Source organism: Pseudomonas nicosulfuronedens, from assembly GCF_005877905.1.
GTDB classification, from domain to species: domain Bacteria; phylum Pseudomonadota; class Gammaproteobacteria; order Pseudomonadales; family Pseudomonadaceae; genus Pseudomonas; species Pseudomonas nicosulfuronedens.
In genome coordinates, this window is sequence record NZ_SWDV01000002.1 from 36,742 (window position 1) to 48,584 (window position 11,843).

The 11,843-nt window shown below is 67.4% G+C and carries 10 protein-coding genes and 2 riboswitches; of the genes, 6 read left to right on the forward strand and 4 right to left on the reverse strand.

The genetic code is table 11. From position 1 onward, the window contains the following. Nucleotides 1–58: 58 nt before the first annotated feature. Together FAS41_RS31280 and FAS41_RS02285 are read left to right on the forward strand one after the other, a co-directional pair. Entirely contained in the window at nucleotides 59–193 is a 135-nt protein-coding gene (locus FAS41_RS31280) for a hypothetical protein (protein ID WP_256205205.1), read from the forward strand. 301 nt (nucleotides 194–494) lie between these two features. Beyond that, the gene (locus FAS41_RS02285; RefSeq protein ID WP_138520055.1) at nucleotides 495–1,592 is read left to right on the forward strand and encodes a 3-deoxy-7-phosphoheptulonate synthase; all 1,098 of its coding nucleotides are present in this window, start codon (nucleotides 495–497) and stop codon (nucleotides 1,590–1,592) included. A gap of 248 nt (nucleotides 1,593–1,840) precedes the next feature. On the opposite strand, the gene cobN is transcribed toward FAS41_RS02285, so the two are convergent. Both cobN and cobW read right to left on the reverse strand, forming a co-directional pair. Continuing rightward, nucleotides 1,841–5,572, reverse strand: coding sequence for a cobaltochelatase subunit CobN (cobN, locus tag FAS41_RS02290; RefSeq protein ID WP_138520056.1), 3,732 nt, complete (start codon nucleotides 5,570–5,572; stop codon nucleotides 1,841–1,843). A gap of 167 nt (nucleotides 5,573–5,739) precedes the next feature. After that, entirely contained in the window at nucleotides 5,740–6,792 is a 1,053-nt protein-coding gene (gene cobW / locus FAS41_RS02295) for a cobalamin biosynthesis protein CobW (RefSeq protein ID WP_138520057.1), read from the reverse strand. 95 nt (nucleotides 6,793–6,887) lie between these two features. Further along, nucleotides 6,888–7,080: riboswitch (cobalamin riboswitch) on the reverse strand. 62 nt (nucleotides 7,081–7,142) lie between these two features. Further along, nucleotides 7,143–7,354, forward strand: a riboswitch (cobalamin riboswitch). A gap of 106 nt (nucleotides 7,355–7,460) precedes the next feature. Here cobW and FAS41_RS02300 point away from each other — a divergent pair. The 4 genes from FAS41_RS02300 to cobM all read left to right on the forward strand — a co-directional run bounded on the left by FAS41_RS02300 (nucleotide 7,461) and on the right by cobM (nucleotide 9,679). Then, nucleotides 7,461–7,646 carry a CbtB domain-containing protein gene (locus tag FAS41_RS02300; protein WP_138520058.1) on the forward strand — a complete coding sequence of 62 codons (186 nt, stop codon included), beginning with the start codon at nucleotides 7,461–7,463 and terminating at the stop codon, nucleotides 7,644–7,646. 93 nt (nucleotides 7,647–7,739) lie between these two features. Next, complete coding sequence (locus FAS41_RS02305) at nucleotides 7,740–8,450, forward strand: CbtA family protein (RefSeq protein WP_138520059.1); 711 nt, start codon at nucleotides 7,740–7,742, stop codon at nucleotides 8,448–8,450. Between the two features lie 69 nt (nucleotides 8,451–8,519). Further along, nucleotides 8,520–8,936, forward strand: coding sequence for a cobalamin biosynthesis protein (locus FAS41_RS02310; protein WP_138520060.1), 417 nt, complete (start codon nucleotides 8,520–8,522; stop codon nucleotides 8,934–8,936). Then, nucleotides 8,933–9,679 (forward strand): precorrin-4 C(11)-methyltransferase, encoded by a 747-nt coding sequence (cobM, locus tag FAS41_RS02315; RefSeq protein ID WP_138520061.1) that lies wholly within the window; start codon nucleotides 8,933–8,935, stop codon nucleotides 9,677–9,679. Before FAS41_RS02310 ends, cobM begins: the two co-directional genes overlap by 4 nt. 5 nt (nucleotides 9,680–9,684) lie before the next feature. On the opposite strand, the gene FAS41_RS02320 is transcribed toward cobM, so the two are convergent. Together FAS41_RS02320 and mapR are read right to left on the reverse strand one after the other, a co-directional pair. Continuing rightward, nucleotides 9,685–10,116: a bleomycin resistance protein gene (locus FAS41_RS02320; RefSeq protein ID WP_138520062.1), complete on the reverse strand. Its 432-nt coding sequence runs from the start codon at nucleotides 10,114–10,116 to the stop codon at nucleotides 9,685–9,687. 237 nt (nucleotides 10,117–10,353) lie between these two features. Beyond that, the gene (gene mapR, locus FAS41_RS02325; protein WP_026079353.1) at nucleotides 10,354–11,769 is read right to left on the reverse strand and encodes a GntR family transcriptional regulator MpaR; all 1,416 of its coding nucleotides are present in this window, start codon (nucleotides 11,767–11,769) and stop codon (nucleotides 10,354–10,356) included. Between the last annotated feature and the right edge of the window lie 74 nt (nucleotides 11,770–11,843).

Consider the following 11,843-nt stretch of genomic DNA (forward strand, 5'->3'; position numbering starts at 1 on the left):
AGTCATTGAACGATGCGTCGCGATGCAGTAACTTGACTCCACTTCCACGGAGAACATCATGCCGTCCAGCCTGTCCATCCAGTCCCTCGCCCGCCTCGGTGCCATCGGCTCCGTGGTTGCTCGCGCGCAGGTTCTGGCCGCGGCTGCCGGCTATTTCTTCTATGGGTATTGGTTTAGCCAAAGGCGCGCCTGATACCCCACAGGCGCCCTAGCAAGCAGGGTCGCCAACCAGACAGTTTCCCAAAACCCCGGTCGGCAACCCGACCGGGGTTTTTGTTTTTCCGGCCCACAAGGCCCAACGCATTGAACCGAGCCAACACGCTCAGACAGAGGATCGAGACATGACCGCCTACACCACTGATTACCGCTATTACCGCAACTCCGACTGGCGATTTAGCAGCGCGCTGCGTGCCACCCAACGAGCCTTGCCACGAACACTTAGATAGAGCGCCGAGCGCGGAAAGACCGCCGCGCCGGCCAAGGATGTCAGTCAGATGAACGCCTCCACCTCCACCCTGATCCGCCCAGAACACGCAGCTACCGCCGAAGTCCTCGACCTGCCGCTGCCTTCCGCTCGCCGCCGCGAACAGCCGCTGCCGAGCCCCGCCGAACTGCGCCAGCGTCTGCCGCTGTCCGCCGCCATGGCCCACCGCGTCCGCGAAGGCCGAGAAGCGATTCGCGCCGTCCTCGATGGCCGTGACCCGCGCCTGCTGGTGGTGATCGGTCCCTGCTCGCTGCACGACCCCGTCTCCGCCCTCGAATACGCCGACCGCCTCGCCGAACTGGCGCCGCAGGTGAGCGACCAGCTGCTGCTGGTGATGCGCGCCTACGTCGAGAAACCGCGTACCACCATCGGCTGGAAAGGCCTGGTTTACGATCCGCAGCTGGACGGCACTGGCGACATGGCCGGCGGCCTCGAACTGTCGCGCCGGCTGATGCTGGGCATGCTCGAACGCGGCCTGCCGATCGCCACCGAACTGTTGCAACCGCTGGTGGCCGGCTACTTCGACGACCTGCTGGGCTGGGCCGCCATCGGCGCACGCACCAGCGAATCCCAGGTGCATCGCGAGATGGTCAGCGGCCTCGACCTGCCGGTGGGTTTCAAGAACGGCACCGACGGTAGCATCGGCATCGCCACCGACGCCATGCGCTCGGCAGCGCATCCGCACCAGCACTTCGGCATCGATGCGCAGGGCCGACCGTCGCTGGTACAGACCCAGGGCAACCCGGACACCCATCTGGTCCTGCGTGGCGGCCACGCCGGTCCGAACTTCGACGCGGCCAACGTGCAGCAGATTCGCCAGGGCCTGGAGAAGCTCGGCCTCGAGCCGAACATCATGGTCGATTGCAGCCACGCCAATAGCGGCAAGGACCCGCTGCGCCAACCGGCGGTACTGGACAGCGTGCTCGACCAGCGCCTGGCTGGCGACGCATCGCTGCGCGGCGTGATGCTGGAGAGCCACCTGTTCGACGGCTGCCAACCGCTGTCCGGTGAGCTGCGCTACGGTGTATCGATCACCGACGGCTGCCTGGGCTGGAGCGGCACCGAGGTGCTGTTGCTGAATGCGGCGCAGCGCCTGCGTCGGGGCTGAGGTTTTTCTGTACGAGCGAGCTTGCTCGCGAACGATTTTCCCGGCGGCTCCGAGGCTGGGCGGGTTCGCGAGCAAGCTCGCTCCTACACGTCAATGCGCCATACCGCACTGGAGGTGCGTTTTGTGTGGGGGCAACTGGCTTCTTCAGTTTGTAGGATGGGTGGAGCCTAAGCGATACCCATGCTGCTGGCGCAGGAATTGATGGGTATCACTTCGCTCCACGCCATCCTACGAAAACTGGAAATTCCTCACTGTTCCTCGCTGTCCACCAGCAGGTTCTCCAGCGTCTCCCGATAGTCCCCCGGCTCTTCCCACAACCCGCGCTGCTGCGCTTCCACCAGGCGTTCGGCGATGTCGCGCAGGGCTTCGGGGTTGTGCTGGCGGATGAACTCGCGGGTGTCGTCGTCCAGCAGGTAGGCGTCGGCCAGCAGGCGGTACTGGTGGTCGTCGACCAGTTCGCTGGTGGCGTCGAAGGCAAACAGGTAATCCACCGTGGCGGCCAGTTCGAAGGCGCCCTTGTAGCCGTGGCGCTTCATGCCGGCGATCCATTTCGGGTTCACCGCGCGCGAGCGCACCACGCGGCCCAGTTCTTCCTTGAGGGTGCGGACGCGCGGGTTGTCCGGCTGGCTGTGGTCGCCGTGGTAGCTGGCCAGCGCCTGGCCCTGGATGACCTCGGCGGCGGCGAGCATGCCGCCCTGGAACTGGTAGTAGTCGTTGGAATCGAGGATGTCGTGCTCGCGGTTGTCCTGGTTGTGCAGCACCGCCTGCAGGCCGGACAGGCGCTGGGCGAAGCGCTCGCGCGCCGGGGTACCGTCGTCGCCGGCGCCGTAGGCGTAGCCGCCCCAGTTGAGGTAGGCCTCGGCGAGGTCGGCGCGGCTGTCCCACTGGCGTGATTCGATTACGCCCTGCACGCCGGCACCGTAAGCGCCGGGCTGTGCGCCGAAGATGCGCCAGCCTGCCTGGCGTCGGGCTTCGTCGACGTCCAGACCTTCGCTCAGCAGGCGCGATTGATCAGCACGCACGCGAGCCGCCAGCGGGTTCAGATCATCCGGCTCGTCCAGCGCGGCGACAGCCTGCACAGCGGCATCGAACAGGCGGATCAGGTTGGCGAAGGCATCGCGGAAGAAGCCCGAGACCCGCAGCGTCACGTCGACCCGCGGGCGGTCGAGCAGGGTGATCGGCAGGATCTCGAAGTCTTCCACGCGCTGGCTGCCGGCCTGCCACACCGGGCGCACGCCGAGCAGTGCCAGCGCCTGGGCGATGTCGTCGCCGCCGGTGCGCATGGTCGCGGTGCCCCACACCGACAGGCCGAGCTGGCGCAGGTGGTCACCGTGGTCCTGCAGGTGGCGCTCGAGCAGTCGGCTGGCCGACTGGAAGCCGAGGCGGAAGGCGGTGGGCGTGGGCAGGTTGCGCACGTCCACGGTGAAGAAGTTGCGCCCGGTGGGCAGCACATCGACCCGCCCGCGGCTGGGCGCACCGCTGGGGCCGGGCGGAACGAAGCGGCCGCCGAGGCCGGCGAGCAGGTGGCCGATTTCACTGGCGCCGCAGGCGTCGAGCGTCGGCGCGATCTGCTGCTGAAGCTGCGCGAGCACCGCCGCGCTGGCGCTGCCGGGTGCGCTGACCGAGCCGTCGATCAAGCGCAGGGCGAACAGCTCCAGGCGTTCGCGGGTGTCGCCGTTGCTGCGCCAGGGTTCGTCGCTGACGGCGGTCAGCGAATCAGGGCGCGGACCTTCCCACGGCTCGGCGAAAGCGGCGTCCAGCGGGTCGCGGCCGAGCTTCAGGTCTTCGCTCAGCGCGCGCAGCAGGCTGGCGTTGCCGCCACGCCCATCGCCGCGCGGGATGCGCACCAGCGACAGCAACGTGTCGCGGCGCAACTCGCCCACGGGCGACTCGCCGAACACGTGCAGGCCGTCGCGAATCTGCGATTCCTTGAGGTCGCACAGGTAGGCGTCCAGCTGCGGCAGCCAGCTTTCCGGATCGTCACTCAACTGCAAGCCCAGCTCGCGGTCCAGCGCGGTCTCACGCACCAGCGTGAGGATGTCGCCACGCAGTTCGCTGGCGCGGCGCGGGTCGAGCAGCGAGGCGTCGTAGTACTCGTCGGCCAGGCGTTCGAGGTCGCGCAGCGGGCCGTAGTTTTCCGCGCGGGTCAGCGGCGGCATCAGGTGGTCGATGATCACCGCCTGGGCGCGGCGCTTGGCCTGTGCGCCTTCGCCGGGGTCGTTGACGATGAACGGGTAGAGGTTGGGTAGCGGGCCGAGGATCGCGTCGGGCCAGCATTCCTCCGAGAGCCCGACGCCCTTGCCGGGCAGCCATTCGAGGTTGCCGTGCTTGCCGACGTGGATTACCGCATCGGCGCCGAACACTTCGCGCAGCCAGAAGTAGAAGGCGAGGTAGCCGTGGGGCGGCACCAATGACGGATCGTGGTAGATCGCTGCTGCGTCGAGCTGGTAGCCACGTGCTGGCTGGATGCCGACAAAGCCCAGGCCGAAGCGCAGGCCAGCGACCATCATCCGGCCGCTGCGGAACATCGGATCCTGTTGCGGCTCTCCCCAGCGCTCGCGCACGGCTTGCTGGTTGGCTTCGGGCAGGCGCGCGAAGCAGGCGAGGTAGTCGTCCAGCGCCAGGCTCTGCGCGCAGGGGCGCAGGTCGAGGCTGTCGAGGTCGTTGCTGACACCACCGAGCAGTTGCTGGATCAGCGCCGTGCCGGAAGCGGGCAGGCCGGCGACCGGATAACCCTGGGCCTCCAGCGCACGCAGGATGTTCAAGGCGGCGGCCGGCGTGTCGAGGCCGACGCCATTGCCGATGCGCCCATCGCGGGTTGGATAGTTGGCGAGGATCAGCGCCACGCGCTTGTCGGCGTTGGCCTTGCGCGCCAGCAGCATCCAGCGCCGCGCCAGTTCGGCGACGAAGTCCATGCCCGGCCGGTGCGGCAGGTAGCAGACCACGTCGCTCTGGCTGCGCTCGCTGCGCCAGGCCAGGCCCTTGAAGCTGATTGGCCGGGTGATGAGGCGGCCGTCCAGCTCCGGCAGTGCGATGTGCATGGCCAGATCGCGCGGGCCGAGGCCTTGCGGGTTGGCGCGCCAGAGGTCGAGGTTGTCCAGCGAGCAGATCGCTTGCAGCACCGGCACGTCGCGGCGGAACGGCCGGTCCTGTGGCGCCTCCGGGTTCGACTGGGCGAAACCGGTGGTGTTGATGATCAGTTCGGCGTCGGCGCTATCGAGCAGGTTTTCCACTGCTTCTAGGCAGGCGGCTTCCTTGAGGCTGGCCACGGCAATGGGCAGCGGGTTGATGCCCTGGGCCAGCAGGCGATCGCAGAAGGTGTCGATGAAGCCGGTGTTCGCCGCTTGCAGATGCGTGCGGTAGAACAGCAGCGCGGCGACTGGGCACTCGGGATTCCAGTCGGCCTGCCAGCGGGCGAGGTCGCAGCGGCCGGTCTGTGGATGGTAGAGCGCGACGCGGGGCAGCGTTTGCGGCTCGCTCCACGGATAGTCGCGTTGCAGATGGCGCGTGGCGAGGCTGGCGAAGAGGTGCCGGGCGTTGTCCATCCCGCCCTGGCGCAGGTACTGCCAGAGGCGCTCTGCATCCTGCGGCGGGACGCTGCACAGCGCGCTGAGTTCGGGGTCGGGCTTGTCGTCGCCGGGTACCGCGATCAGCGTGACGCCGCGCTCGGCCAACGCCACCAACTGCTCCATGCCGTAGCGCCAGTAGCCGATGCCGCCGTGTACCGAGATCAGGATGACCTTGGCGTGCTGCAGCACTTCGTCGACGTAAAGGTCCACCGAGGCGTGGTTCTGCAGCTGCATCGGGTTGGCCAGCCGCAGGCTCGGGTAGTCCTCCGGCAGCTCGCGGGCGGCCTCGGCGAGCAGTGCCAGGTGCGAGTCGCCGCTGCAGAGAATCACCAGATCGGCGGGCGTCTGGGCCAGGTGGGCGATGCCGTCGTCGGGGACGAAACCGCCGGGTTGGGTGCGCAGCAGGTGCATGGATCAGGCCTTTTCGCTCGGTGGTAACACCCTCTCCTCAGCCCTCTCCTTGACGGGAGAGGGGCGGTTCGGCGTGCGAGGTTAGCTCTGCGTAGGATGGGTGGAGCGCAGCGATACCCATCATTGGCGGTGGGTATCGCTGCGCTCCACGCCACCCTACGCCGATATCAGGAAAGGGCGGTACGCAGCTCGTTGCTGATGGCCACCTGGTCCAGTTCCTGGCCGATCACCACCAGGCGCGTGCCACGGGTTTCGTCGCTGCGCCAGGCGCGGTCGAAGTGCTTGTCGAAGCGCTTGCCGACACCCTGCACCAGCAGGCGCATGGGCTTGCCGGGGATGGCGACGAAGCCCTTGATGCGCAGCACGGCGTGGCGCTCGACCAGCGCGTTCAACGCCTCGAGCAGGGCGCGTTCTTCCACTTCCGGCAGGTCGACATGGAAGGAGTCGAACTCGTCGTGGTCATGATCTTCATGGCCTTCGTGGTCGTGGTGTGTCGGGCGGCTGTCGATGTGCAGCTCGGCCTCGGCGTTCAGCCCCAGCAGCACCGAGAGCGGCAGCTGGCCGGAGCTGGCTTCGACGATCTTCACCGCCGGCGGCAGCTCCTCGGCGACTTCGGCGCGCACGCGTGCCAGTGCTTCGGCGTCGAGCAGGTCGGCCTTGTTCAGCACCACCAGGTCGGCGCTGGCCAGCTGGTCTTCGAAGAGTTCGTGCAGCGGCGATTCGTGGTCCAGGTTCGGGTCCTGCTGGCGCTGCTCGTCGACCTGCTCGGGGTGGGCAGCGAAGGTGCCGGCGGCCACGGCCGGGCTGTCGACCACGGTGATCACCGCATCCACGGTGCAGGCGTTGCGGATTTCCGGCCACTGGAAGGCTTGCACCAGCGGCTTGGGCAGGGCCAGGCCGGAGGTCTCGATGAGGATCTGGTCGAGGTCGCCACGACGTGCCACCAGCTCGCGCATCACCGGGAAGAATTCTTCCTGCACGGTGCAGCACAGGCAGCCGTTGGCCAGTTCGAAGACGCGGCCGACCGCCTCTTCTTCGCTGCAGCCGATGGAGCACTGCTTGAGGATGTCGCCGTCGATGCCCAGCTCGCCGAATTCGTTGACGATCACCGCGATGCGGCGGCCTTCGGCGTTGTCCAGCATGTGGCGGAGCAGGGTGGTCTTACCGGCGCCGAGGAAGCCGGTGACGATGGTGACGGGAAGTTTGGCCAGGGTTTTCATGCGCGCCTCGCAAGCGGAAGTTGGCGGGCGGATGAAGGGCGCGCGCGCGGGTTCGCCGCGCAACGAAGGTCGCCACCGGATCACCCCGCCCGGTTGTCTTGATGCTGCACGAGGCAGGTCTCCTGGCTCACAGCCCTTTGGCGTCTCCTCGCCTTCCCGCCCGAATCGGCAGTGGCGCGTGAAGAGACAGGCTGTTCACAGTTGCGGGGGCAGCCGTGGCGCATCCGAAGATTTCCACGTTCCCTCTTAGCTCCGGCCAGCGCCGGAGAACCTCGAAGCAGGGAAGGCTACGCAGCGCAGGCGGGACGGTCAATCGCCGGGGATCGGTTGACGCCTGTCGACTGCCGTGGTCAGCTAGCGCGGTTCCAGGTGTCTCGCGCCACGCGCGCGAGGTGAAACGGGAAGCCGGTGCGTCCGCAAGGACCAGTCCGGCGCTGCCCCCGCAACGGTAAGCGATCGTAGGGTCATCAGTAGTCACTGTGCTGACGCATGGGAAGACTGACCCGCTTGGCCACCGGCCAACGTCGCAAGCCCGGAGACCGGCCTGGAGCTTTCGTTTTTTGGCAAACCCGCGGTGGGCGGGCGCAGGCCGTGGCGCGACCGTTCCGGCGCGTTCGAATGCGTTCAACCTCTGCGTTCTCTTACTTTGATCTTCAGAGGGAACGTTCATGTCCAGCAGCACCCTGACGCACGCGTCGAGCACTTCCATCCCCCTTTCCAAGCGCATCAGCCTGGCCGTTGGCGCCAGCCTGCTGGGCGCGCTGCTGGTGTACTTCGCCGGCTTCTCGCATCTGGATGCGGTCCACAACGCCGCGCACGACACCCGCCATAGCGCCGGTTTCCCCTGCCACTAATGTGCACCGCCTGCGCGTAAGCGCAGCGAATTCGAGGCACTCTCGGTCGCGCTTTTGCAGCGTTCGAGGCCTCGTCTCGCCTGGAGAATTGCAATGATCAAACGTATCGCCCAGACCGCCGGTTTCGCCGGTCTGATCGCGGCGCTGGTACTCACCGTGGTCCAGTTGCTGTGGGTATCCCCGCTGATCCTCAAGGCGGAGACTTTCGAGAAAGCCGAGCCGGCCGCCGCGCTGGTCGAAGAACATGCCCACGAGCATGCCGAGGGCGCCGCCGCCGGCCACCACCATGATGACGAAGCCTGGGAGCCAGAAGACGGCTGGCAGCGCATCCTCTCCACCACCGGTGGCAACCTGGTGGTCGCCGTGGGTTTCGCGCTGATGCTGGCCGGCCTGTTCACCCTGCGTGAGCCGGGCAAGACTTCCGAAGGCCTGCTCTGGGGGCTGGCCGGTTTCGCCGTGTTCACCCTGGCACCTTCGCTGGGCCTGCCGCCGGAAGTCCCTGGTACCGCCGCCGCCGATCTGACCCTGCGGCAGACCTGGTGGATCGGCACCGCCGCCGCCACTGCCGTTGGCCTCGCGCTGCTGGTGTTCGGCCGTCACTGGGCACTGAAGGCCGTCGGTGTCGCGTTGCTGGTGGTACCGCATGTGATCGGTGCGCCGCAGCCGGAAGTGCATTCCAGCCTTGCACCGGAAAGCCTGGCCCACGAGTTCATCATCGCCTCGCTGGTCACCAACGCGGTGTTCTGGGCAGCCCTGGGCCTGGTCGCGGCCTGGCTGTTCCGTCGCTTCGCGCCGTCGGCCTGATTCGCGCGTTATGCTCGCCCCCGCAGCCGGCACCGCCGCCTGCGGGGTTTTGTTTTGTGGAGGTAGGGAATGACGCTGGTTGCCGGCCTGGGTTGCCGCCGTGGCTGCTCGCTCGATGAACTGCGCGAGTTGCTGCGCGCGACGTTGGCCGAGTCCGGGCTCGACGAGTCGCACCTCACCGCGCTGGCCAGTGCCACGCTGAAGGCCGACGAGGAAGGGCTGCTGGCGCTGGCCGCCGCACTCGATCTGCCACTGGGGCTGTTCACGCCCCAACAGCTGGCAGCGTGCGAGAAGCGCCTGAGCGATCCCTCCGAAACCGTGCGCGCGGCCACTGGCAGCGCCAGCGTCGCCGAGGCTGCCGCGCTGCTGCAGGCCGAGGCCCAGGGCAGCGCGCCGGCACGCCTGCTGGTGGGAAAACGGCGCAGCGACCAAGCCACCTGCGCGTTGGCCTTCATCCCCGTCGAATCCGCACAGGAGCTGTCATGACGGTCTACTTCATCGGCGCCGGCCCCGGCGATCCCGAACTCATCACGGTCAAGGGACAGCGGTTGATCCGCACTTGCCCGGTGATCCTCTACGCCGGCTCACTGGTGCCGCCTGCGGTGCTGGAAGGGCACAGCGCCGAACGCGTGGTGAATACTGCCGAACTGAACCTGGACGAGATCGTCGCGCTGCTGGCGCAGGCCCATGCCGAGGGCAAGGACGTGGCACGGGTGCACTCCGGTGATCCCTCGCTGTACGGCGCCATCGGCGAGCAGATCCGCCACCTGCGCGACCTGGGCATCGCCTACGAGATCATCCCCGGTGTTACCGCGACTTCCGCCTGCGCGGCGATCCTGGGTTGTGAGCTGACCCTGCCGGATATCTCGCAGACGCTGATCCTCACCCGCTACGCCAGCCGGACGCGCATGCCGGAAGGCGAATCCCTCGCCGAACTGGCGCAGCACCGCGCGACCCTGGCCATTCACCTGGGCGTCGGCCAGTTGGCCAATATCGTTGCAGAGTTGCTGCCGTACTACGGCGCGGATTGCCCCATTGCGGTGATCCACCGCGCCAGCTGGCCGGACCAGGACCAGGTCACCGGCACCCTCGGCGACATCCTGCCCAAGGCAGAAGCCAAGGGTTTCCGGCGTACGGCGCTGATCCTGGTGGGCAGGGTGCTGGGGGCGGAAGGGTTTGCCGATTCGTCGCTGTACAGCGCGGAGCATGCGCACCTGTATCGGCCGTAGCGAAATCACTCGGCTGGCAGGGGCCGCGATCCAAGACTCTGGGCGAAGCGCAACAGGTAGCCGTCCGGGTCCTGGACGAGGAAATTGCGCTCGCCGTACAACTGTTCGTCCTGCCGGTACCAGCGCTCCTCGACGGGTTTGCGTAGCGAGATGCGCGCCTCGTTCAGCGAACTCACCAGCGCCTGAATATCGGGGCAGCGAATGGAGAAGTTGACGCCTCGTCCCAGTGGAGGGTCCAGTGGGCGCACGCTCCATGGCGAGTCGGAATGCCAGTCCTGCTCCAGCATGAGCTGGCTGTCGCCAAAGGAAAGAAAGGCGAAGTCGTCTTCGCGGCGCTGGTACTCGATGGCGAAACCGAGCACCTCGCAGTAGAAGTGCAGGCTTCTCGTCAGGTCTGCGACGATCAGTTCCGGCACCAGGGCGTTCATCTTCAGCATGTCGGTGTTCTCACGCCAGCCACTGCTCCCCGCGCGGCGCCATGCCGCGCCGCAGGTACCAGCGTATCCACAGGTGCACGCCGAGTGCGGCGCACACCGTGAGCAGGATCATCAGGTCTTCGGCATCCATGGCAGCTTCCCTCGTCCGGGTTTCCTGCCTGACAGGGTAGGCCTGCGACAAAGTGCCGCACAGATACAGATCGTGTCCGAATGTGCGGATCAGTCCTGCGGCGCTCGTCAGCCCTGCAGCGAATGAATGATCCGTCCGAGGGTTTCCATGGCCTGTTCGCTGGCAGTCGTCCAGGGGTGCCCATAGTTCAGCCGCAGGCAGTGGCCGAAGCGCCGCGTCGCCGAGAAGATCGGCCCCGGCGCCAGGCTGATGCCCTGGGCGTGGGCGAGCTGGAACAGCTTGAGCGCGTCGATCTGCTCGGGCAGCTCCAGCCACAGGAAGTAGCCGCCGCTGGGCCGGGTGACGCGGGTAGCGGCGGGGAAGTGCCGGGCCACGGCGGCGAGCATCGCGTGCTGCTGGCTTTCCAGCGCGTGGCGCAGCTTGCGCAGGTGGCGGTCGTAACCGCCGTGCTGCAGGTAATCGGCGATGGCCGCCTGGGCCGGCACCGAGGCTGACAGGCTGGTCATCAGCTTGAGCCGCTCGATCTGCTCGGCGTAGCGTCCGCCGGCCACCCAGCCGACCCGATAGCCTGGCGCCAGGCTCTTGGAGAAGGAACTGCAGTGCATCACCAGCCCTTCGCTGTCGAACGCCTTCACCGGTTTGGGCGCCTGGGCGGCGAAGTACAGTTCGGCGTAGACGTCGTCCTCGATCAGCGGCACCTGGTGCTGGCTCAGCAGGGCGGCGAGGGCGCGTTTCTTGTCTTCGCTCATGCTCGCGCCCAGCGGGTTCTGGAAGTTGCTCATGAACCAGCAGGCCTTGATCGGCAAGCGCGCCAGGCTGTCGGCAAGCACGTCGAGGTCGATGCCTTCGCGCGGGTGTACAGGGATTTCCACAGCCTTGAGCTTCAACCGCTCCAGTACCTGCAGGCTGGCGTAGAAGGCCGGTGCTTCGATGGCGACCAGGTCGCCCGGCTGGGTGACCACCTGCAGGCACAGGTTGAGCGCTTCCAGCGCGCCGTTGGTGACCACCAGTTCCTCCACCGGCAGCGGCATGCCGCCGACCATGTAGCGCAGGGCGATCTGCCGGCGCAGCGCGTGGCTGCCGGGGGCGAGGTCAGCGACCACCGAGCGCGGGTCCATGTCACGCACGGCGTGGGCCATGGAGCGGGCCAGGCGTGGAAGGGGGAAGAGTTCCGGCGCCGGGAAGGCCGAGCCAAAGGGCACGGTGTCCGGGTCCTTGATCGAACTGAGCACCGAGAACACCAGTTCGCTGACGTCCACTTCGGTGGTCTGCGCGTCGTGGCGGGCGATCTCCGGTTCGGCCAGGGCCCGTTGCACGTGCTCGCGGACGAAGTAGCCCGAGCGCGCGCGGGCGACGATCAACCCGCGATCCTCCAGCAGGTAATAAGCCTGGAACACCGTGGAAGCGCTGACCCCGTAGGTGCGGCTGGCGTGCCGCACCGAGGGGACCTTCTGGCCGGGGGCGAGCACGCCGCTGCGGATCAGGCCGGCAATCTCGTCGGCGAATTTCTCGTAGCGCTTCATCTTGTCCTGCACGGCGGCCTGGGGGGCGGAAGAGTCCGCCCACTCTAGGCGCTGCGCCGAGGTCACGCCAAGCT